The organism is Chryseobacterium sp. JAH (genome assembly GCF_001507335.1).
Taxonomy (GTDB): domain Bacteria; phylum Bacteroidota; class Bacteroidia; order Flavobacteriales; family Weeksellaceae; genus Chryseobacterium.
Genome location: NZ_LMAH01000001.1, coordinates 39,719 through 61,789 on the forward strand (window position 1 = coordinate 39,719; position 22,071 = coordinate 61,789).

Sequence of the window (22,071 nt, forward strand, 5' to 3'; positions counted from 1 at the left end):
ATTAAATTTTACAATTACTCTTCTTTTTAATTACACCCGCAACCTCCGCCCACTTTTCCGGCATTAGCGCCTGAGGAACCTTCTCTGTAAGACTGAAAGCTCAACTCGGTTTTTTCTATAGTTCTGTTTCCAAGAACCATTTCAGCATCGTTTAATTTGTTTTTTTCGTATTCTTTTACGGTTGTACAGGATTGTACAGAAGCGATGGTTACTAAAAAGCAAATTGCTGTTGTTATTTTTATGAAATTTTTCATTTGAATTAAATTTGTTTTTAAAATTTAAAATCCAGTTATGGATTCATTTTAAATTAATGTTTTGAGATGAATAAATTTTGTCCTGATCATCGATGATGATGCATTCCAGGTGGTTGATTTGATTCACCATATTGAGGGCAGAATCAATTCCCATAATGCTTACGGGAGTTGCCATAGCATCGGCAATTTCAGCGTTTGGACAAAAAATAGTTACACTTTTCACACCCGAGACTGGCATTCCTGTTTTCGGATTGATGGTATGAGAATATTTTTTACCGTTAATGATCACAAACTTTTCATAATTTCCTGAGGTAGCGATCGCCATATCGGTGATGTTCATATAGGAGAACGGCTGCTGCGCATTTTCGGGATCGGCAATTCCAACGGTCCAGGGTTTTCCGTCTGCCTGATTTCCCCAGGTCGTCAAATCACCGGAAGCATTTACAATTCCTGATACAACACCTCTTTTCTGAAGAAGTCTTTTTGCCATTTCCGCTGCATATCCTTTTCCGATTCCTCCGAAACTGATTCTCATTCCTTTTTCTTTCAGAAATACAGTTTGATTATCACGATTCAGGATAATGTTTTGGTAATTGACTAACTTCAAATGATCTTTGATTAATTCTGGATAAGGAAGCTGCTTCATCTCCCGGTCGAAATTCCAGAAACTTTTATCGATCCCGCCATACGATATATCAAAATAACCATCGGTAATTTGGCTGATTCTCAGACTTCTTTCAATCAGTTCAAAAACCTCACTGTCAACTTTTACAGGTTGTATTCCTGCATTTTGATTGATAAGGTTGGTCTGGCTTTCTTCACTGAAGGTGGTCAGTAGCTTTTCGATTCTCCGTATTTCTTCTATAGCAGCGTCAATGTGTTGTTGTGCTGTCTTTTCATCATCATTAACAACGGTAATTTCAAAAGCATTGCCCATTAGTTTCTGAGGTCTTTTGAATTCTCTGAGCATCATTGTCTACTGCTTTTGATTTTCTTTAATTTCTCTTATTTCCTTACTGAAAGCCAAAGCATTTTCTGAAGGAAGACCTTCCCAGCTTTTCAGTACTTTTCCTTCAGTGTCTAATAAAAGCGTATATGGAAACAGTCCTTTTTGATTATAATGATCAGCAAGTGAAGCATTTTCTTTTTTTAATTCGGGAGAAAGCTGATTCTTCTTATTTCTCGGAAAATCTGCGTTGAGGTAGACAATCACATTTTCTGTTTCCAGTTTCTTAAAATCTTCAGTTTCAATAATATTTTTATGAAGTTTAATGCACGGAATGCACCAGTCTGACCCCGAAAAATTGAGTAAGATAAGCTCCTTTTTATCGGCCGCAGTTTTTTTTGCATCCTCAAAACGATTTTGAGCCTTAGCTGAGAAAGAAAGCATAACGATTGTTATACCTAAGAGTAATGTTCTCATTATTTAGAATTTTATAATGATTTTATGTATTGATACGAAATATTTATAAACCTTTTATATAGATCTATAGCGTTGTTTAATTTGGTCAGACTTTTGACCAAATTGTATTGTAAGTAATGTTATGAATATAACAATCTAGGAGGTTCCCAGACAGAATTCAGAAAACCTTTGTAGCAAAAATCTATATCACTGAAAGGAATCTTTTGGGAATGTACTGCAGGTAGATGTTCGTTTTTAATTTCAAATGTAAATCCTTTTTCCAATGTGAAAAACAGAATCAATGGAGTAGAGTGAACCACAAATGGTAACTTCTGATCTTTCTTGTAGTCTCGGTCTTTAACGGGATGATCGTAATGTGTTTTCAAAAAAGAAGTGAGAGACATTTCGGGATTTAAAGCTTTATGCTCACAATAATGTTCTATCAGGTCAGGGATTTTCAACAGCTGATACAGTTCGGTTGTAGAAACCAAATATAAAGTCATCAACAGTATGGAAATCAACTTTTTCACTGATCAAAATTAAGAAATGTTTTGGTTAGAATGATTTTAAATTATTTTAAGTTCGATAATTTTTTATTGGTTAAGAAATGAACGTATATTTTAATTTATAAGTTCTTGTAATCTTTTTTCCCATTCAAAACTCTGAAAAATTTTCGAAAAATATGTGATTTGCATCATTATTAAATTTGATCTTAATCAGACACAGCAAAAGTACCAAGTTGTAATTTTATACAACCAATTTATACGTTATGTCTTACCATTTCTCCACAGAATTTAAAGGTCTTACAAAGGATGAAGTCCTCATTTCGAGGCAGAAATATGGATATAACAGGTTTGAAAATGTACATAAGAATACTGGTCTGGATCTGCTGGTGAGTATTTTGAAAGAACCGATGCTAATCATGCTTATCATTATTTCAATTATATATGTGGTGGTTGGTGATTATGGTGAGGCTGTTTTTATGCTGGTGGCGATCATTGCGGTGACTGCCACATCTTTTTATCAGGATAATCGGAGTAAAAAAGCTTTAGAAGAACTTGAAAAACTCAACGAACCTTTAAGTAGAGTCATCAGAAACTCGGAGGTAATAAAAATACCTACTCATGAGATTGTTGTAGGTGATTTATGTATCACTGACGAGGGGCGTATTATCAACGCAGATGGCAAGATTGTGCACAGTAATGATTTTTCGGTGAATGAATCTTCGCTTACCGGAGAAAGTTTTTCGGTCTTTAAAGACAGCAGTACAGAAAATAATCTGGTGTACAGTGGAACTGTAACTGTTTCTGGATTAGCTGTTTTTGAGGTGCAGAAAATAGGCAGATTGACAAAGATCGGACAGATCAGTGAATCAATTCTAACTATTAAAGAGGAAATTTCTCCGCTGCAGATTCAAATAAGGAAATTTGTCAAAGGAATGGCCGTTATCGGTTTGATTATTTTTCTAACAGTTTGCATTTTTAGTTATATAACAACAGGAGATTGGGTAAGCAGTCTTCTCACTGGCCTCACATTAGCAATGTCGGTGTTACCCGAGGAAATTCCTGTGGCATTTACGACATTTATGGCTTTGGGAGCATGGAAGCTGATGCGTCAGGGAATTATTATAAAACGCAGCAGCATTGTGGAGACTTTAGGAAGTACCACCGTGATTTGCACTGATAAAACCGGAACCATTACTGAAAATTCAATGCATCTGAAGCATCTGTATGTTTTCGGATCTGGAAAAGTTTATGATGAGGCCGATTTTTGTGATGAAGGAGTAAAAGAATTGATTTCTTACGCCATGTGGAGTAGTGAACCGCTGCCTTTTGATCCTATGGAAATCACACTTCACAAAATCTATGAGCAGACCCAAAAAAATGATCACCGGAAGGATTTTCAAATGTTTCATGAATATCCTCTTGAAGGCAAGCCGCCGATGATGACCCATCTTTTTGAAAACTTGCATAAAGAAAGAATCATTGCAGCGAAAGGAGCTGCAGAAGCCATTCTGCAGGTTTCTAGGCTTTCTCAAATCGAAAAAGACAATTTGCGAACTGTTATCCAAAGATTCGGACAGCAGGGATACCGGGTTTTGGGCGTTGCCAAGTCACATTTTGAGGGAAATAATTTTCCTGTAAGACAACAGAATTTTGTTTTTGATTTTTTAGGTTTGACGGTATTTTATGATCCTCCTAAAAAAGGAATTCGAGAGGTGTTTCAAAATATCTATAATGCAGGTATTAAAGTTAAAGTAATTACAGGAGACAATGAAGATACCACTCAAGCTATTGCAGTACAGGCTGGGATTGTAAATTCCTCTCCTGCTGTCAATGGAAATGAAATTATCAATAGTTCCGAAGAAGATTTAATCACTATTTCAGAACGCAGTAATTTATTCACAAGGATGTTTCCTGATGCAAAATTAACGGTCATTAATGCTTTAAAAAAGAAAGGGGAAGTAGTGGCGATGCTTGGCGATGGTGTGAACGATGGTCCTGCGCTGAAAGCTGCGCATATCGGCGTAGCCATGGGCAGCAAAGGAACAGAAATTGCCAAATCTGCCGCCGCATTGGTGATCACGAATGATGACTTAGCAAAACTTCTTGTTGGAATTGCTGCAGGAAGAAGAATTTATGCGAATATTAAAAAGGCAGTTCAGTATATTATTTCTATTCATATTCCTATTATAATGACAGTTTCTTTACCGTTATTTCTAGGCTGGATATTCCCTCACATATTGACTCCGGTTCATGTTATTTTTCTTGAGCTCGTCATGGGGCCGACCTGTTCTATTGTCTATGAAAATGAGCCGATGGAAAAAAATACAATGATGCAGCCTCCGAGATCATTGGGAGAAACTTTCTTGAATTTTAGTGAGTTGGGAATCAGTGTTTTGCAGGGATTGGTCATCAGTGCCGGGATTCTTTTTGCATATCAGTACACCGTTCATCTTGGTGGGAATGAAGAAAAAACAAGAGCTATGGTATTCAGCACACTTATATTTGCCAATATACTGCTTAGTTTCGTTAATCGTTCATTTTATTACAGTGTAATTGAAAGTTTAAAAAACCGCAATCCTTTACTTATTGGTATTTCTTCTTTTGCATTAGGGCTGCTTTTAGTCATACTTTATGTGAAGCCAATCTCGGTATTTTTTAAAGTGGACGCTCTTACTTTATATGAGTTGGGGATTTCAGTTTTTATAGCGACAGTCTCGGTGTTATGGTTTGAATTTTTTAAATATGTGAAGAGAAGAGCGGATGATATATAGATTGAGCCACCTAAGATCTTATGGAAGCCAATACATCCATTAGTGTTTCAAAAACTTAGTGATTTATTTAAAAGCGAAAGATTAAAAAAGAAAAACATCAATCCATGATATGTACTTCTGTAAATCCATGTAATTAAAAACAAATAATCCTGATATGAGAACAATTGTAGTACCAACCGATTTTTCAAAGCCGGCAAGAAATGCAGCAATTTATGCACTTCATTTAGCTCATGCTATGAAATCCGATATTCATCTTTCCCATTCTTTTGAAATTCCTGTTGAAAGCCCCATGCTTGGGCAGACTGCGTGGGCGGTTTATCAATATCCTGCCCTGCAAAAGGACAAGCGCGAAGAACTTAACAAGTTTGCGAAAACCTTACAGGATAAGGCAAAAATATTATGGGGCTATGAAGCTTTTCCTTTTCATCCTAAGATTTATCAAACCTGTGAAGAGACAGATGTCATCCAGCTAGTTAATGAGACTGCGGCCAAAAATACAACCCTTTTTATTGTGATGGGGATGCAGGGAGCCGGAATGCTTACCCGTTTCCTTTTTGGAAGCAACAGTCTGAAAATGATTGAGAATACAAAACATCCTCTCCTTTTAATCCCTCAAAAACACAAGTTTAAAGGGTTAAGAAAAATTGCGTTTGCAACAGATCTTGATAAGAAAGATATAAAGACCGCCCAAGCTCTAATAAATTTTGCGAAATACTTTGACGCTGAGCTTTTGATTACGCACATTCTTCAGAGCAGCAATGAAGTTTTTGAAAATACAGATTATGAGCAAAGAAAAGAGTTTTTTTTAAAGAAACTTGACGGCAAAATATGTTATAACTGTATTTATAACGAAGACATTGATTACGGTTTAGATATATTGAAAAATAAAGATATCGATATGTTAATTATGGGACATCAGCATAGAGGTTTTTTCGATAAGTTAGTAGTCCTCAGCCAAGCAGTTGAGCAGGCCAACCATCTGGAAATACCTCTATTAATTATTCCGGAAGGTCAGACTGTATCTTTTTAGCAACAAATGAAAAGAAATTTTCTATGGTTATTTATTGTTAACGTACAGGATTTTATGTAGTTTTTTAATAACAAGCTACTGTTTTTTTTAAAAAAAACTTCATTGATCATGTTTACTGGATATAAAGCTGTAAATTTATAAGATTCAGATATTTGTAAATTATGGAAAGCGCAAAGCTGTTATATGCCATTGTAGACACTGCTATTGATGGAATCATTACCATTGACAGCAGGGGAAGAATAGAAAGTATGAATCCTTCTGCACTCAAAATATTTGGCTATACCGAGGAAGAACTTAAAGGTAAGAACATTTCGGTACTAATGCCGGAGCCCGATCAAAGCAGACACGACGGTTATTTATCTCATTATCATAATACCGGTGAGAAAAAAATTATCGGTAAGGGTAGGGAGGTTAGAGGTTTAAGAAAAGATGGTAGCCAGTTTCCCTTTAGGCTTGCGGTAAGTGAGGTCCAATACGAAGACAGAGTAATTTATGCTGGCTTTATCCATGATCTTTCCAAAGAAAAGGAAGCTGAAGAAAATTTAAAAAAGTACACTTTTGAGTTAGAGGAACTGGTGGAAAACAGAACCAAAACCCTGAAGCAGATGCTCTGTGAGTTAGAAGAGGCGAAGGAAGAGGCCAACAATTCTCTTGAAAAAGAAAAGGAGCTCAGCCGTATGAAAAGCCGATTTGTATCGATGGCCTCTCACGAATTCAGAACTCCCCTAAGTTCTATGCAGCTTTCAGTGGTATTAATAGAAAAGTATCTTCAAATTTCCGATGATGAGCAGATCTTAAAACATCTTCATAAAGTTAAACATTCGATAACCGGATTAAATTCTATTCTGAATGATTTTCTCTCGTTGGAAAAATTGGATTCGGGAGTTGTAGAGGCTCAATATGAGTCATTTGATATCCTTGAGTTTTGTGAAGAAATTGCTGAAGAAATGCAGCTCATCAGCAAAGAAGACCAGATTATTATTTACCAGCATTCAGGCTCTGAAAAAATCGTCCGCTTAGATCAGAATTTATTAAGAAACTGTTTGATTAACTTAATAAGTAATGCGATTAAATATTCAGGTGAGCATACGCTTATTGAGTTTTTTTCCGAAGTAAATGAAGAACAATATGTCTTTTCCATAAAAGATAATGGACTGGGGATACCGGAGGAAGATCAGCCTTTTCTTTTTCAGCCGTTTTTCAGAGCTCACAATACCGGAAATATCCCGGGAACGGGATTGGGTCTTAATATTGTGCTCAGATATGTCGATCTGATGAATGGAAATATTAAATATGAAAGTAGATCGGGAGAAGGAACTCTGTTTACGCTTTCATTTCAAAAATAAAAAACTAATTCACATTAAAACTATTCTTTTTAGGCAATGGAAAAAAAACGAATTCTAATCATTGAAGATAATGACGATATACGTGAAAGCACTTCAGAAATTCTGGAATTGGCCAACTATGAGGTCTTTCAGGCAGTGAACGGAAAAAAAGGGATTGAACTGGCTATTAAACATGTACCAGATGTTATTCTATGTGACATCATGATGCCTGAGCTTGACGGATATGGTGTATTGTATCTTTTAAGTAAACGTGAGGATACCGAATTGATTCCTTTTATTTTTATAACGGCAAAAACTGAACGTATGGAGATCAGAAAGGGAATAGAAATGGGTGCGGATGATTATCTTACCAAACCTTTTGATGATATTGAACTTTTGGGAGCTATAGAAAGCAGGCTAAAAAAAAAGGAACGCCAAAAGAAAATTTACAGTGTTAATCTCAATAAGATGACGAATTTACTTGAGGGTTCTCAAGGTCTTGATGAACTGAAAAAAACTTTTGATGAAAGTAAAGTAAAATCATTTAAAAAGAAACAGGTCATTTACTACGAAGGCGATGCGGCTCATACTGCATATCTTGTAATTTCAGGCTCGGTAAAAACCACAAAGATGCATGAAGGCGGAAAAGAGCTGATGACCGGGATTTATCATCCTGAATCTTATTTTGGAATTACATCGCTTTTTTCAGGCAGCGAATATCAGGAAACCGCGGAAGTACTGGAAGATGCAGAATTGTGTTTTCTTCCTAGAGACTCAGTTAATATGCTCGTGTACAAACATCCTGATATTGCAAGAAAATTCATCAATATTCTGGCACAAAACGTCAATGATCATGAAGAACAATTGCTTCAGCTGGCCTACTGTTCGGTTAGAAAAAGGATGGCAGAAGTTCTATTAAAGCTACAATCGACTCACTCTTCTAAAGATTCCTTTGAAATTTCCCGAGAGAACCTTGCTTCAATGGCCGGCATGGCTAGTGAAACAGTGAGTAGAATCCTGACCGATTTTAAAAATGAAAATCTTATCGATAAAACTGCGGGAAAAATCACCATCCTCGATATCACTAGTCTGCGAAGACTTAAAAACTAATATCACATATTTAAATGCGCATCAGCATTTTATTTCTCTATTCTGTGCCATACATTTGCCTATTGAATAGAAATCATGAAGGTCATTGTTTACAATATGAGCCAGGAAGACAAAGAAAATCTGGCGCTCATCAATCACAAAAAACATAAGATTACTGCGATCAAAGATTCTTTGACTGAACTTAATGCTGATTTCGCACATCATAAAGACGCTGTAATTATCATTAGTAGAGATTATTGCGTGTCTGCTATTCTGATCCAAAAACTTCAGTTGATCGGTATCAAGTTGATCATATCATGGTGTCTGCAAGATCTTATTGTTGACGGTTCGATGAGTAACGATTCAGACTTTGAATATATTAAAATTAAAATAACAGATTCCAAAGCAGCAGCCGCACGCACTATTGAGATACTCGACCAATGGGGAAAAAAGTGATCACTATCATTTCGAAATGCGATGGTAGTCATTTCTTAAAATTTAGTGATACGTAAACAAATGTAGCGTTCATTAGTTATTATTTCTTGGAGTTTTTAAAAAGAACATCTTGCTAAAACTGTTCTCAATCATAATTCAAAATTTTACGTTAATAAATATCGAATTAAATTGCTTTCTACACAAGATGTTAATCTCATTAACATCTTGTGTAGAAAGTTTTGTAATATGTGGCGCCAAAAAATCACTAATTTCGATTTGCCATGATAATCACCACTTAAAAAGAAGTATTTATGTAAATTTTGCGAATATCACAAAAACACAAAAAAAGCTGTAATTCGTTAAATTACAGCTTTTTAGAAGGTTTTTGAGCATTTTTGAAAATTTTGGTTTTCCTACTCTGCGGAGAGAGAGGGATTCGAACCCCCGGACCTGTTACAGTCAATAGTTTTCAAGACTATCGCAATCGACCACTCTGCCATCTCTCCTGAATTTCAACAAGATTGTCGTTTTCAGTGGTGCAAATATAGAATGTTTTTAAATTCTGGCAAAATATTATTTACATATAATTTCATATCATTTATTAATTTGCTAAAAATCAGTTTATTATTTTTAATATTGAAATCTTTTAGCTTAAAGTATGGAGTTTTATTCCCAAAATCACAGCACCAAAACCAGCAACAATACTTAGAATCACATACATGAATAATGTAAGATAATCTTGATTTTCCCAAAGAGAATAGTTCTCTACTGAAAAAGTTGAAAAAGTTGTAAAGCCACCACAAAATCCGGTAATTAAAAGATACTTTAAATAATGATCAGCTTTCAAAAAGTATGAGGTGAGAAATCCTATCATAAAACAGCCCAAAATATTAACCAAAAAAGTTCCCATAGGAAAAGTGTTGATGGTCCAAAGTTTTTGTGTGTAAAAAGACATGAGATGACGGGCGATACTTCCAAGTCCGCCTCCTAAAAAGATAAATACAATGTTTCTCATTCGTTATGTATACTATTTTAATTCAATAAACTAAGATGGAAAATGACTGTTTCTAAACAAGTTTTCTATCCTTATCACTAACAAAGAAACGCACCCGATAAGGTGCGTTTTTTTATGTTTACTCTAAAAACTAGTGTAACTCTGCAAGATATTTCTCTGCATCCATAGCTGCCATACAACCGCTTCCTGCTGCCGTAATTGCCTGTCTGTAGATGTGATCCTGAACATCACCTGCTGCAAAAACTCCAGGTAAATTAGTTCTTGTAGAGCCTTTTTCAGTTGCAATATATCCGTTTTCGTCTAAGTCAATTTGTCCTACAAAAATATCAGTATTAGGCTTGTGACCGATAGCGATAAAAATGCCGTGAACGTCTACTGTAGATTTTTCCTGAGTTTGGTTATTGATAACAACTGCTCTTTCAACCAAATTGTTTTCGCCCTCAATTCCGATTAATTCATGATGAAATTTTACTTCAATATTAGGTGTATTTTCTACTCTGTGAATCATTGCTTTTGATGCTCTGAATTCACCTTTTCTCACCAACATCGTTACTTTATTCACCAATTTTGCAAGGTAGGTTGCCTCCTCTGCAGCTGTATCACCAGCTCCGACTACCACCACATCTTTTCCTCTGTAAAAGAAACCGTCACAAGTTGCACAGGCAGAAACTCCACCGCCATTGTATTTTTTTTCGTCGTCTAAACCTAAATATTTTGCAGTGGCACCGGTAGAAATAATTACCGTTTTGGCAAAAAGCTCCTTGTTTCCTGCATATAATTTATGAACACCACCAACTTCTTGAGAGAATTCGGCTTTGGTTATCATTTCATAATGCACTTTTGTATCAAATCTTTCTGCTTGCTTCTGCAGATCCATCATCATTTCAGGACCTGTAATTCCTGCAGGATAACCTGGGAAATTATCAACTTCAGTTGTTGTTGTCAATTGTCCGCCCGGCTCCAAACCTGTATATAATTCGGGTTTTAAGTCTGCTCTTGCTGCATAAATTGCTGCTGTAAAACCAGAAGGTCCAGATCCAACGATGATACAATCTAAAATATTTTGCTCCATAATTAGCTATTCAAAAAGATTTAAATTTTAAGACCACAAAGTTCGGAATTTTTAATGTTTTATTAAAGTAAAATTAATGATAGTTTTCAATAATAAATATGTCAAAAGTCAATGAGTCAAATGTGAATTTTTTATTTTTTTAAAAATAATCTAAATTCAGAATTGATATTACTTGTATTCAGATTAAAAATTTCTAATCCCTCATCCACGGAGTTTCCTTTTCTAAAAAGATGAAAAAGTTTTTCTTTACCATATTTGGAAATAATCATTTGGCAAAGCACAGCTGAAACTACATAGGGAATCGGAGTTTCTTTTTCATAGTAGAATCTCTCATAGATATTTAAATGCTGCGAAATGTCAAAATTGGGATTTTCATACAGAAACTTTTTTAGTTTTTCTTTGTGCCACAAGAAATCGAACTTACCGCTTCCTCCAAAATAAGTAGCCATTCCCTCATTAAAAAAGGGGTCTATTCCTGGGAAAAGTTTTGAAGTATATAAATGGGTAACTTCGTGAGTATAATATTCTGAGTTGTTTCCGGAAATGATGATATTGAAATTCTCAGCAAAACCACCAGACGTATCTGCATACATCATAGGATGATAATCAAATCCTTTTAATTTGAAAACTTCTTCAGGTGAAATTGTTGAATAATAAAATATTGGAAACTTTTCGGTATTAAAAAACTCAGACAGAAGTTTTATATCTTTCTTTTGTCTTTCAGCTTCTTCAATGCTGTAATTCTTAGAGGGCGAAATGCAGTATGTGATATTGTCTTCTTTTTTGGATCTCCAGTTTTTCGTAGTATAATCAAGATATTTGCTGAAGACAATTTTATCACCCTTTTTCACAGCAACCAAATTGTAAATTGCTTTAATAAGACTTGATTGTGTCTCTTTATTATAGCCTACATAAGCCACTTTAATAATTCTCTTATCGTCTTCATTAGTTGGGATAATCTCCATTAATGAAGGCTGATAAAAGTTTTCGCCATTTTTTCCACTCTCGATCCCAATAATTTCATAGTATGGAGATTTGAATCTTTTAAAGTCAGATTCAAGCCAGAATTTAGGATCTTTTGTTTCTAAAAATTCTCCGAGAGTTTCGATTATTTTAAGGTTAACAGGATCTTGTTTGTTGATGGTCGGAGAAATTGATTTTATCTTATATTGTGAATAGGATAATTGAAAGAGCAGAATAAAAACGAAAAATAGAGCCTTTATTGTAAGCATCGTTTTAAAATTATTTAATGTTTTCACTTTTCAATTTTCATACTTTCATTTTGATTTTATCCACATTGATGATTTTATAAACCAATTCTTTAATTAATTCAGCTTCACTCATATTCACTGCGCCCAAACCTTTTCCTTTCATATCAAATTCTCTCAAAATAGAAATCACTCGGGTGGAATGTTTTAAAGGATACAATCTTGCTGCCTCGGCATAATCTTTCAAAAAGTAAGGGTTCACACCCATTTGTGAAGCAATGGTTTGTGGTGATTGCCCAATCATTGTGTTGTACATGATGACATTGGAAAAATAATTATATAAGCTTGAAAGCAACATCACAAAAGGATTATTCTTAGGGTTTTTGCCCATGAAATGAGCGATTTTGAATGCGGCGTTTGCATTTTTTGTACCTAAAGCTTTCTGCAGTTCAAATACATTGAACTCTTTACTGATCCCGATATGGTTTTCTACGATGGTTCCGTCTAAAATCTGATCTTCTTTAAGGATTATCTTTAATTTTCCTAACTCATTTGAGATTCTGGAAAGATCATTACCCAGATACTCTGCTAAAAGATGAGAGATATTGGGAGCCGTTTTTATGTTTAATCTTATGCATTCATCAGCAATCCATTTGGGAAGATTGTGATCCTTGAAAGATTCGCTTAGAAAAAGTGCATTGATCTTTGCTAAAGTTTTAGTGACTTTTTTTCGGCTGTCTAACTTTTTATGTTTATGGGCGAAGACCAACACTGTGGACGGAACCGGATTTTCAACATAGGTTTCCAGAGCTCTGCTTTCCTCATCATTAAATTTTAAATCCTGCGCTTCTTTTACAATAATAACCTGCTTATCACCCATCATCGGAAACTGTCGAGCCAGAGAAAGCACTTCCTGGTAGGTGGTGTCTTTTCCATAGGTCACAGTTTGGTTGAACGCTTTTTCATCTTCCTCCAGAAAGTCGTGTTCAAGGGCTTTTACAGCAACGTCAATAAAGTAAGGCTCTTCTCCATGGAAAAAATAAATCGGTAAAACTTCTTTATTTTTAATATTTTTGAGGATTAAATCTAATTCTTTCATCTTATTAAATGGAACTTCCCAAACTCAATTTTCAGGAAACTTTTGATTTTAAATTCAAGAAAGACAAAGATAAGTTTTTTATCTATGATTTAGTTCGTAAAACTTACCTTTTGCTGACGCCGGAAGAGTGGGTGAGGCAGCATTGGATTCATTATTATCTTACGGTGAAATCGTATTCTGTTTCCGCTTTAATTACTGAAAAAAAGATCGTACTAAATGGTCTAACCAAGAGAATTGATCTTTTAGTAACAGAGAAAGCGCAGCCGAAAATTCTGATTGAATGCAAAGCACCGCAAATAAAACTTACTGAAAAAACTTTCGAACAAACAGCACGTTACAATTTAATTATAGGTGCTTCTGAGATTATCTTAACGAATGGTTTGCAACATATTAATGCATATTATGAGAATGGAGAATATCAGTTTTACAGAGCAGAATAATTAAAAATAACTAATATTGTCTCTTCTATTTAGTAGGTTTACTAATAGTTTTAGCTAGATACTGTTAGCAATTTTTTTTTCAGAAAGGTTACCAGCATTAAATTTTCATAATTATCAATCTGTTGGTGCGATTTGTGTTTTATGATATTAATTAAATTACAGAATATGATACGTTCAATTTTATTATCCACATTTCTATTAGCATCGGCAACAGCTTTCAGTCAAAATTTAAAAAAAGTTTCTTATCAGGACGGTTCGCAGAAACTTAACGGGTTAGTCACTTCAAATGCCGGAAAAAAACTTCCCGGAGTTTTGATTCTTCCCGCTTGGAAAGGAATTGATGATGAAGCAAAAACAGCTGCTGCAGATTTAGAAAAAGAAGGCTATGTGGCATTTATTGCAGACATCTATGGCGAAGGAAATATTCCCGCAGACAATGCTGCTGCCGGAAAAGCTTCAGGATTTTACAAGCAGAATTTTGCTGCTTACCAAAAGAGAATTTCTCTGGCATTGGAACAACTGAAAAAAAACGGTGCAATCCCTGAAAAAATTGCGGTTATCGGATATTGTTTCGGGGGAACAGGAGCTTTAGAATCTGCAAGAGGAAAATTGCCTGTGGTAGGAGTTGTTTCTATTCATGGAAGCATCGGTAAGGATCAGGCAAGACCTAATGAAGCTATTTCAACTAAGATTTTAGTAGAAAATCCTGCAGATGATAAAGGAGTGACACCTGAAGACTACAATAATTTGGTAAAGGAAATGAACGATGGTAAAGCAGATTGGCAAATCATCACGTATGCCAACTCAAAACATACCTTTACTGACCCAAAATCTGCAGATTACAATCCAGTGATGGCAAAAAGAGCCTGGGATCATACATTGATATTTCTCAAAGAAATATTAAAGTAAATTTCAAAAAAATAACCTCATTTATCTGAGGTTATTTTTTTATATTTCACTGGTTGTATTGCAATTAGAGCACCACCAATATTCATTTTCTCTATCTTTCAACTTTATTTTTGATTTCTCATCACAATTTTCACATATTTGATCATCATTGTCAGTCTGCTTCGCTTCGTAATCGCAGTTAAAGCAACTCCAGCTCGCTAAATGAGTTTTGCCATTGACAAACCATGTGAATGCGTTTTCTTTACATTTAGGGCAAGTTTTTAAAGCCATATTTTAAACTATTTATTGTTCTCTATTTACTAATTCCATCGAAAATGCAGGGTGGCAGATGGCGATATATTCAAAAGGTTCCGGGAAGGGATTGCTGTAACGAACTCTAGCTCCCTTTTCAATCAAAATGCTCTGTCCTTTGTCTAATACAACATAATCACCGTCAATTTCAAATTGCTTTTTACCTGAAATAATGATGGTGAATTCATCAAATTCCGGCGTCTGATGGGGTTCGCTCCAATTTGGCGGAGCAACCATATGTGCAATAGAAATATTTGGATTTTGCGTTGAGTTTCCCCAGTGTTCCTCTATTAATTTCCCATCAGTTGTAGGAACCACAAAAGGTGATTTCTGAATTTTATATTTTTTCATAATATTTTGATTGCGAAGCATTCAATCGATCTGATTGTACGAGTATACTTATTTATCTTAAAGATGCTCGATCATCAAAATCTGCCTGATTTTAGTTAACATTAAAATGATTTTCTTTTTTGATCTCGTACATAAAATTGGTTATTGTAGGTTCGCCAAAATAAGCAATTTCCTCTTCAGCGATTTTCTGTCCACCCAATCTTTCTAAGGCAATCTGTGAACGGAAATTTTCTTTTCCAATATGGAAATATACTGTATCTACGAATTCAAAAATATAATCCATCATCAGTTTTTTAATCTGCGGATTGATGCCTTTACCCCAAGAATTTGTTCCGTAGAAAGTGTAGCCGATGAAAATACTATTTCTCGATTCATCGAAGTCGTAAAAACGGGTACTTCCCAATACGTCTCCGCTGGATTTTTCTACAATTTTGAAAGCACCTTTGCTTTCCATCGCTCCTTTAAAAAAGTTTTCAAAAACTTCTCTTTTGTAGCGGTCTTTATTCGGATGTTGTTCCCAGACTTTGGGATTGGATGCTAGATGATATAATAATTCAAAATCCCCTTGCTGTAAGGGGATTAGCTGATATTTTTCGTTTTCTAAAAAAGGTTGAATAGAAAAATTCATCTTTATCAATTTAAGTCTTAGATTTTTGCTTTTGCAGCGTCTGATTCTATCTTTTTGATTTCTTTCAGTTTCTCAGCAATTTTGGTGACTGCTTCAGGTTTTGCAGGTCTTAATGCAACTTCGGCCTGAGCCATGTCCCATTTGATTACCAAATTTCCTGAATTTTCATCAGTTGGGTTTAATGTAATTTCAAACCATTCTTGTTTATCAGTCAATTTATTAACTGGAACCATAACGTCTACAACATCTTGTTTTGGATCGTAGGTATAAGCTCCCCATTGCTGGAAATCTTTATTTAAAATTACTTTCCATTCTTTTTCGGTAGGCACGATAAACAAACCATAAGTTCCTGCAGGAACTACTTTCCCACCAAAATTCACAGACTGTCCAAAGGTAATTTTTGTCGATGAGTTGGCACCTGCTCTCCAAACCTGTCCGTAAGGAACGAGTTCTCCGAAGATTTTTCTTCCTTTCACTCCGGGTCTGCCATAATCGATGCTGATTTTAGACATAGAAAACTGTTGCTCAACCTTCTGACGCGGACTGGCTGCCGGTACGGAATAATCTTGTGCAAAACTTAAGGCCGAGGCTGATATACAAACTGCAAATAATAACTTTTTCACTTTTTTAAATTTTGCTAAAATTACGAAATGCATGTCAGAAATTGGTTTTTGATATTGATAAAATTTGTTAAAGTGTTTTTACTAAACCAGATAGAATTCAAAATAATGCAGCCACGATAATTTGAATTAAGTTCTCTACATTCCCATCATCATTGCCATGAAGTAATTGGCATAGTGAAGAGAATTGAGGAGTAAAATATCTTTTTCCTCAAAGGTCTCAAAAATTACTGACGTTGTGATTTCGTATTCGTATTTCAGGCTGTTCCATTTAAACTTAGGCTTCATTACTAATAATTCATTGTTTTTTTGATCTGTCAAAATAAATGATTCTTTGAAAAAGCCTGAGTGCTTAAAAATGTAATCTTTCTCGATTTTATTAAAATAAGTTTGCAGCAAAATATTTCCATCCCAGTTCATGGTAAATTTTAAAATCACATTTTCTCCGTCTTTGACTTCGACCGTTGTTCCCCAAAATCCCTTCGGCTCGATTTGATATTTAGAATTTAAAATATTGATTTCAGCATTAAATTTAAACCAGTTTTTATAAATAAGCTGACCGATAACTTGCTCTTTATTTGATATTTCAAAGTATAAAGAGTTCGTTGATATTGCTTGGTAGTCCATTTTTTTTTGATCTAATTTAAATAAATTTCACAAAACAGTAGGTTATCGATTTTAACAATAAAATGATTAATCACTACAAACGTCTAGATAGAAAAGATCCTGTCACTAGAGTACTTAAAGTTCCCAGAAAAAATTTAAATATCTTTATTTGAGAGCATTGTTACTGTAGTTAAAGCAAAAAATTACTCTTTCATGGATTGTAAAGCCCAAGCTACAAGTAATGGCTGCATAAATAATCTTCCAAGTCTTCTTTTATCAGTGTTTAGAACGAATGCATCTTTTCTGTTTTTGTATTGAGAAATATTTCCAGGAAATACAGCAGTAAAAAATGCGGCAGTGATTTTACCCAATAAGCTTCGGTGTTTTTTAGGTGTGGCAAGAATACTTGCTCCCAAAGCAATTTCTACAATCCCCGAATAAACGACTGTATCATCTTTTTTCATAGGAACCCAGTCTGGAACCTGCGCCTGGAAATCTTTTCTTGCAAAAGTAAGGTGTGCAATGCCTGCTGTGATCAGCATGGTGCCGAGTGCTATTCTTGAGATGTTTTTGGTATTCATAATAGTGATTTAAGGAAGATATGAGTCAAAATCCAGACCACTCGGGAATTTTTTGTGATAATTTGAAGATAAATTTTCCTTACTGTTTTACTTTAATTTGATTTCATAGTATTCTGATAATGTGACTGTAATCATAATTATGTCAATTAATTTTCGTATATTAGCAATCACTACCAAATCAAAAATTTATGGAACGAATTAAATTTTTTTCAGACGAGATGCCGTTTCAGAACCCTCAAAAAGCTTTTGTGGAAAACGGTATTAATTTTAAGGAGATTAAAGATTTTTTATCGGAGGCAGATAACTATAGCTTCGATCAGATACGGCTAAGACTAAAACCTAATCTCAATAAAATTGTAATAGATTTTGCAACAGGAATACGTTATCCTGCATTTGATGATTTTATGGCTAAAATTCAGCAAAGCAAATACGGAAGATATTTTGACTTAAACTAAGCTTAAAATAATTTTTTAAGAATATAAATAGTTTTAAAAATTTATATTAAAAGTGGGAGCCTTCAAATCTGGAATTTCAGATTTGAAGGCTTTTTTCTAAAATATAGTTTTCTATTGGCGTATTTTTTGACAATACTGTTTAAAATAATAAACTATGTATCTCACGATTTTCTTAAATTTCAGTTGGAAAGAATTTTTTCTTGGTGGCGAAGAATGGATATTTCTTTTTGAAATTGTATTGCGTACCCTGATTATGTTTCTAACGATTATCATAAGTCTGCGTGTACTTGGAAAAAGAGGAGTTAAGCAGTTGTCAGTTTTTGAACTGGTTGTCATCATAGGTCTGGGCTCGGCGGCTGGTGATCCTATGTTCTATAAGGATGTGGGAATTATGTCGTCTATTATTGTTTTTGTAGTTATCATCTTGTTTTATAGCCTTCTGACCTATCTAATAGGGAGGTTTAAAAAAATTGAAAATTTGCTGGAAGGAAAGGCAATCTGTCTCATTCAGGACGGAGTTTTTTCAATCGACAATTTTAAAAAAGAAAATTTGGGAAGTGATGAATTTTTTTCAGAATTGAGATTAAAAGGAGTTTCTCATCTTGGGCAGGTAGAAATGGCAATCGAAGAAACTTCCGGTGATATCAGTGTCTTTTTCTTTGATGAAGAAAGTATCAGATATGGATTGCCCGTTATGCCGAATTCTCTTGATCACCCTTTAAGACATATTGAAAAGGAAAGCCATTACTCATGCACTTTCTGCGGTTACACTGAAGGAAAAACTGCCGGAGAAGCTGGGAAATGCAAAAACTGTGGAAAACAAAACTGGGTTGTAGCAGTCAATAAAAAACGAATTACATAATATCAACATAAAAATCCTCAACCGAAGCTGAGGATTTTTGTAATGAAAGTATATAGTTTAGATTTGGTCTCAGATTCTAAGCGATCGCTTCGTTCTTGAAAATATTTTTCATAGAAACTCCTGTGTCCTTGCCAAAAAGGCTGGAGAAAATATTCTGAAATTCGTGAATGTATTTACATTTTATTGTATTTCCGTAAATTTTCAAGCCTTCAACAATTTTTTTAGAACTTAGATCAATATCGTATTTAATAAATGTTTCTGGTCTTTCATAGCGAATTCTGTGGTCTGAACTGTATGTTCTTAGAAATCCGAATTTCACAAGCCAATCTTCATTTATCGTGATAGGGTTAATAGAGTCTGCAGGTACTGCCAAACACTGATAGTCATTCTCAATCTTCACAGAATAATTATTGTTTTCATTCTGAAAAATCTCTGTAATAGTGAAAATCTGGCCTCTATAGTCTACCAGATTTTTGATTTTTAAATCTGTAACGTTCATAATATTTGTGGTATAAGTGGTTTCAGTACTGAGGTTGCAAATACTATGCCTCGCATTGTTCGTGTGGTACGTAAATCAACACAAATTGAAAAATATTTTATCAAGCTGTTTTTTTATTGTTGTCCCAAGGCTCAACTTCCTTTGCTTTAAATTTCTTGAATAAGAAAATATTCCATAAAATCATTTCGTAACCATACACGGTGTCTTCAATGGGAATAGTGAAAATTCTTATTCCTATAATCTTTTCAGGATTATAATTGACGATGGGGGAGTCTAGGCCGCTACCTGTTAGAATTCCATTGACTGCGAGAAATCCCGGCACTAGAATGAGATAAATAAAGGATGCTTTGCCGATCCATCGTGCCTTTAAAATAAAGTATAGAATAAAGAGACTTATGGCACTAGTTAAAAAAGTGAAAAAGGGATAGATCTTTAGCTTAAAATAAATGGATAAGCAAATTAAAACAGTTATGGAGAGGATTACGAATATTCTTTCGGTATCCTCTTTCCAGTCGAGCCTGAAAAATTTATCTAAACAGAAATACGTAAAAACACACGAAAAAGGAATGCAAATGAAAAACATCAGTTCCTCAACAGGAAGTCCAAAAAGCCTTTTGCCAATCAAATACCTGTCATTAAACCACCAAACTCCCGATTCTGTAAACCATACATCCCATGCAATAAAAACCACTGCAACCAAAGCCGAAGCTGTAATAAATGCTATGAAATGTCTGTGAAACTTTATTTTCGGGTGAAATGAAAATAGAAAACAGATGATCACGGTAAAAAAGTTGATTGCGAGATAAGTATACTGCCACATGTCCTTACATCTTGTTTTTGTTAAAATACATTTTAAAATATTTTACAGGAACCCACAAAAATCCGAAACATTCTCCCATTTCTTTTCCGGTGTGTTTGTGATGTTGCTTGTGAGCGCGTCTTATGGCCAGCAAATAGGGATTTTGTGTATCTCTAAGAAACTTAAAACGCTGATGAATGAAAATATCATGAACGAAAAAATAAGCCATTCCGTAAAGGGTAATTCCGATGGAAATATAAAAATAGGCATTAAAATTATTGATAGTTCCATAATACATCATAGCGATGGTAGGTAGTGCAAAAATAGCAAAGAAGTAATCATTTCTCTCCATATGCCCTTCGTTGCTATGATCATGATGATCTCGGTGCAATGTCCACAGGAATCCATGCATGATGTATTTATGCACCATCCACGTTATTCCTTCCATGATAAAAAATGTAGCAACTACAATCAAAAAATTCATATCAGTTTTGTTTCTGGTTAAACATTTTTTCTAAAATATTAAAACGGTAGCTGAAAATATGTTCAACTTTTCTTTTAACAAAGAGTTGATGTGCGATCTCGCCTAAAAATCCCAATGGAAGCTCATAGTCTACAGTATCTTTTATCAACACACCTTTTTCGTTGGGAATAAATTCATGAAAATGATTCCACAATTTGTAGGGCCCTTTATTTTGAAAATCGGTAAAACTTCTGTGATGACTGACTTGTGTAATTTCTGTCTGCCAATCCATCTTAATACCAAAAAGTGGAGAAACATAATAATCGATAATCATTCCTTCGTAGATTTCGTCACTCTCCATTTTTGTACGCACGATGAAGTTCATATCTTTAGGGGTAATTTTAGAAAGATTATTCGCTGCAGAAAAAAAAATCCACGCAGTTTCTATATCACAGTTTATTTGTTGTTCCCTTTTAAGTTGGTGTATCATTATGTTGGTGTAATGTAAATTTTAAACTCTATAGGTATGACATTTTGTATTGCACGTAACTGCTCATCATCAGCGAAAATTTTCTTCCGTTTGAAATTCTTATTCTCTGATTGATTATTGTTTTAGCTGGAGTTCTTTTAATTTTTCTGAATAAAGAAATATAATATCTATATGCCAGATAAACGCCAAACCTCGCTGAATTGGGAAGGTTTTTAATCCCTTCCAGTGCATCTTTAAACTCTTGCTGAATATCCTGTTCGATATGTTCTTTCACCGAATTATCAAAGTCGGTAATATCAACATTTGGGAAATACGTGCGCCCCAAAACCTGATAGTCATCTTTCAAATCTCTCAGAAAATTCACTTTTTGAAAAGCAGAACCTAACTTCATCGCTGAAGGTTTAAGCATTTCATATTGCTCTTTGTTTCCATCCACAAAAATATGAAGACACATTAAACCTACAACTTCTGCCGAGCCCAAGATGTATTGTTTGTAGAGATCAGAATTATAATCAATTTTTTGCAAATCCATTTCCATACTATCCAGAAACTGGTCAATCAACTGCACATCAATCTTATATCTGTGAACGGTCTCCTGAAAACATTGTAAAATAGGATTTAGTGAAATTTTCTCTTCCAATGCCTGATTAGTCTGCTCTCTAAAGCGTGCGAGTAGAGTAGCACGGTCAAAATCTTGAAAGCTGTCAACAATTTCATCTGCTAACCGAACATAACCATAAATGGCATAGATTGAATTTCTGATTTTAGGTGACAAAGCCAAGATTCCCAATGAAAAACTGGTGCTGTACTGTTTCGTGGTCTGTTTACTGATTTTGTACGAGAGGTCGTCAAATAATGTTTTCATAGTATT

27 protein-coding genes and 1 tRNA gene are annotated in these 22,071 nt (G+C 34.6%); 9 read left to right on the forward strand and 19 right to left on the reverse strand.

Going from position 1 to position 22,071, the window contains the following annotated elements:
* Positions 1-26 precede the first annotated feature (26 nt).
* From AR685_RS00160 to AR685_RS00175, 4 genes are all read right to left on the reverse strand, one after another.
* On the reverse strand, positions 27-254 hold the full coding sequence (locus AR685_RS00160; protein ID WP_047443853.1) for a DUF4266 domain-containing protein: 228 nt from the start codon (positions 252-254) through the stop codon (positions 27-29).
* 43 nt (positions 255-297) lie between these two features.
* Entirely contained in the window at positions 298-1,224 is a 927-nt protein-coding gene (locus AR685_RS00165) for an FAD:protein FMN transferase (RefSeq protein ID WP_059123755.1), read from the reverse strand.
* Positions 1,225-1,230: 6 nt separating this feature from the next.
* Positions 1,231-1,677 carry a thioredoxin family protein gene (locus AR685_RS00170; RefSeq protein ID WP_059123381.1) on the reverse strand — a complete coding sequence of 149 codons (447 nt, stop codon included), beginning with the start codon at positions 1,675-1,677 and terminating at the stop codon, positions 1,231-1,233.
* Between the two features lie 119 nt (positions 1,678-1,796).
* Positions 1,797-2,186: a hypothetical protein gene (locus tag AR685_RS00175; protein WP_047443855.1), complete on the reverse strand. Its 390-nt coding sequence runs from the start codon at positions 2,184-2,186 to the stop codon at positions 1,797-1,799.
* A gap of 239 nt (positions 2,187-2,425) precedes the next feature.
* On the opposite strand from AR685_RS00175, the gene AR685_RS00180 reads away from it, so the two are divergent.
* The 5 genes from AR685_RS00180 to AR685_RS00200 all read left to right on the forward strand — a co-directional run bounded on the left by AR685_RS00180 (position 2,426) and on the right by AR685_RS00200 (position 8,833).
* A complete protein-coding gene (locus AR685_RS00180) occupies positions 2,426-4,933 on the forward strand; it encodes a cation-translocating P-type ATPase (RefSeq protein ID WP_059123382.1) in 2,508 nt (835 codons plus the stop codon).
* A gap of 154 nt (positions 4,934-5,087) precedes the next feature.
* A complete protein-coding gene (locus tag AR685_RS00185; protein ID WP_059123383.1) occupies positions 5,088-5,963 on the forward strand; it encodes a universal stress protein in 876 nt (291 codons plus the stop codon).
* A gap of 161 nt (positions 5,964-6,124) precedes the next feature.
* A complete protein-coding gene (locus AR685_RS00190; RefSeq protein ID WP_059123384.1) occupies positions 6,125-7,309 on the forward strand; it encodes a PAS domain-containing sensor histidine kinase in 1,185 nt (394 codons plus the stop codon).
* A gap of 36 nt (positions 7,310-7,345) precedes the next feature.
* Positions 7,346-8,398: a response regulator gene (locus AR685_RS00195; protein ID WP_059123385.1), complete on the forward strand. Its 1,053-nt coding sequence runs from the start codon at positions 7,346-7,348 to the stop codon at positions 8,396-8,398.
* Between the two features lie 75 nt (positions 8,399-8,473).
* Complete coding sequence (locus AR685_RS00200) at positions 8,474-8,833, forward strand: hypothetical protein (RefSeq protein WP_059123386.1); 360 nt, start codon at positions 8,474-8,476, stop codon at positions 8,831-8,833.
* Positions 8,834-9,233: 400 nt separating this feature from the next.
* Here the strand turns inward: AR685_RS00200 and AR685_RS00205 are convergent.
* The 5 genes from AR685_RS00205 to holA form a co-directional block, all read right to left on the reverse strand.
* Positions 9,234-9,318: transfer RNA gene (locus tag AR685_RS00205), tRNA-Ser, on the reverse strand.
* A gap of 140 nt (positions 9,319-9,458) precedes the next feature.
* Positions 9,459-9,827: a fluoride efflux transporter CrcB gene (gene crcB / locus AR685_RS00210; protein ID WP_059123387.1), complete on the reverse strand. Its 369-nt coding sequence runs from the start codon at positions 9,825-9,827 to the stop codon at positions 9,459-9,461.
* A gap of 130 nt (positions 9,828-9,957) precedes the next feature.
* Entirely contained in the window at positions 9,958-10,899 is a 942-nt protein-coding gene (gene trxB / locus AR685_RS00215; protein WP_047443862.1) for a thioredoxin-disulfide reductase, read from the reverse strand.
* 131 nt (positions 10,900-11,030) lie between these two features.
* The gene (locus tag AR685_RS00220) at positions 11,031-12,131 is read right to left on the reverse strand and encodes a hypothetical protein (RefSeq protein WP_047443863.1); all 1,101 of its coding nucleotides are present in this window, start codon (positions 12,129-12,131) and stop codon (positions 11,031-11,033) included.
* A 37-nt stretch (positions 12,132-12,168) separates the two neighbouring features.
* Positions 12,169-13,206 carry a DNA polymerase III subunit delta gene (gene holA, locus AR685_RS00225; protein ID WP_047443864.1) on the reverse strand — a complete coding sequence of 346 codons (1,038 nt, stop codon included), beginning with the start codon at positions 13,204-13,206 and terminating at the stop codon, positions 12,169-12,171.
* An 8-nt stretch (positions 13,207-13,214) separates the two neighbouring features.
* Here holA and AR685_RS00230 point away from each other — a divergent pair, with 8 nt between their 5' ends.
* Together AR685_RS00230 and AR685_RS00235 are read left to right on the forward strand one after the other, a co-directional pair.
* On the forward strand, positions 13,215-13,646 hold the full coding sequence (locus tag AR685_RS00230; RefSeq protein ID WP_059123388.1) for a type I restriction enzyme HsdR N-terminal domain-containing protein: 432 nt from the start codon (positions 13,215-13,217) through the stop codon (positions 13,644-13,646).
* Positions 13,647-13,811: 165 nt separating this feature from the next.
* Positions 13,812-14,555 carry a dienelactone hydrolase family protein gene (locus AR685_RS00235; RefSeq protein ID WP_059123756.1) on the forward strand — a complete coding sequence of 248 codons (744 nt, stop codon included), beginning with the start codon at positions 13,812-13,814 and terminating at the stop codon, positions 14,553-14,555.
* A 282-nt stretch (positions 14,556-14,837) separates the two neighbouring features.
* Here AR685_RS00235 and AR685_RS00245 read toward each other — a convergent pair whose 3' ends face one another.
* The 5 genes from AR685_RS00245 to AR685_RS00265 all read right to left on the reverse strand — a co-directional run bounded on the left by AR685_RS00245 (position 14,838) and on the right by AR685_RS00265 (position 17,632).
* Positions 14,838-15,197 carry a cupin domain-containing protein gene (locus AR685_RS00245; protein ID WP_059123390.1) on the reverse strand — a complete coding sequence of 120 codons (360 nt, stop codon included), beginning with the start codon at positions 15,195-15,197 and terminating at the stop codon, positions 14,838-14,840.
* Positions 15,198-15,288: 91 nt separating this feature from the next.
* A complete protein-coding gene (locus AR685_RS00250) occupies positions 15,289-15,825 on the reverse strand; it encodes a GNAT family N-acetyltransferase (protein ID WP_047443868.1) in 537 nt (178 codons plus the stop codon).
* 17 nt (positions 15,826-15,842) lie between these two features.
* Positions 15,843-16,448 carry a DUF2911 domain-containing protein gene (locus AR685_RS00255; RefSeq protein WP_047444343.1) on the reverse strand — a complete coding sequence of 202 codons (606 nt, stop codon included), beginning with the start codon at positions 16,446-16,448 and terminating at the stop codon, positions 15,843-15,845.
* Between the two features lie 135 nt (positions 16,449-16,583).
* Positions 16,584-17,072 carry a hypothetical protein gene (locus AR685_RS00260; RefSeq protein ID WP_047443869.1) on the reverse strand — a complete coding sequence of 163 codons (489 nt, stop codon included), beginning with the start codon at positions 17,070-17,072 and terminating at the stop codon, positions 16,584-16,586.
* A 182-nt stretch (positions 17,073-17,254) separates the two neighbouring features.
* Positions 17,255-17,632 (reverse strand): membrane protein, encoded by a 378-nt coding sequence (locus AR685_RS00265; RefSeq protein WP_047443870.1) that lies wholly within the window; start codon positions 17,630-17,632, stop codon positions 17,255-17,257.
* 188 nt (positions 17,633-17,820) lie between these two features.
* On the opposite strand from AR685_RS00265, the gene AR685_RS00270 reads away from it, so the two are divergent.
* Both AR685_RS00270 and AR685_RS00275 read left to right on the forward strand, forming a co-directional pair.
* Positions 17,821-18,087, forward strand: coding sequence for a hypothetical protein (locus tag AR685_RS00270; RefSeq protein WP_047443871.1), 267 nt, complete (start codon positions 17,821-17,823; stop codon positions 18,085-18,087).
* 154 nt (positions 18,088-18,241) lie between these two features.
* A complete protein-coding gene (locus AR685_RS00275) occupies positions 18,242-18,949 on the forward strand; it encodes a YetF domain-containing protein (protein WP_047443872.1) in 708 nt (235 codons plus the stop codon).
* Between the two features lie 76 nt (positions 18,950-19,025).
* On the opposite strand, the gene AR685_RS00280 is transcribed toward AR685_RS00275, so the two are convergent.
* The 5 genes from AR685_RS00280 to AR685_RS00300 all read right to left on the reverse strand — a co-directional run bounded on the left by AR685_RS00280 (position 19,026) and on the right by AR685_RS00300 (position 22,065).
* A complete protein-coding gene (locus AR685_RS00280; protein WP_052187845.1) occupies positions 19,026-19,448 on the reverse strand; it encodes a hypothetical protein in 423 nt (140 codons plus the stop codon).
* 100 nt (positions 19,449-19,548) lie between these two features.
* Positions 19,549-20,268, reverse strand: coding sequence for a lycopene cyclase domain-containing protein (locus tag AR685_RS00285; RefSeq protein ID WP_047443873.1), 720 nt, complete (start codon positions 20,266-20,268; stop codon positions 19,549-19,551).
* A 4-nt stretch (positions 20,269-20,272) separates the two neighbouring features.
* Positions 20,273-20,731: a sterol desaturase family protein gene (locus AR685_RS00290; RefSeq protein ID WP_047443874.1), complete on the reverse strand. Its 459-nt coding sequence runs from the start codon at positions 20,729-20,731 to the stop codon at positions 20,273-20,275.
* Between the two features lies 1 nt (position 20,732).
* The gene (locus AR685_RS00295) at positions 20,733-21,200 is read right to left on the reverse strand and encodes an SRPBCC family protein (protein WP_059123391.1); all 468 of its coding nucleotides are present in this window, start codon (positions 21,198-21,200) and stop codon (positions 20,733-20,735) included.
* A 28-nt stretch (positions 21,201-21,228) separates the two neighbouring features.
* A complete protein-coding gene (locus AR685_RS00300) occupies positions 21,229-22,065 on the reverse strand; it encodes a phytoene/squalene synthase family protein (RefSeq protein WP_059123392.1) in 837 nt (278 codons plus the stop codon).
* Positions 22,066-22,071 lie beyond the last annotated feature (6 nt).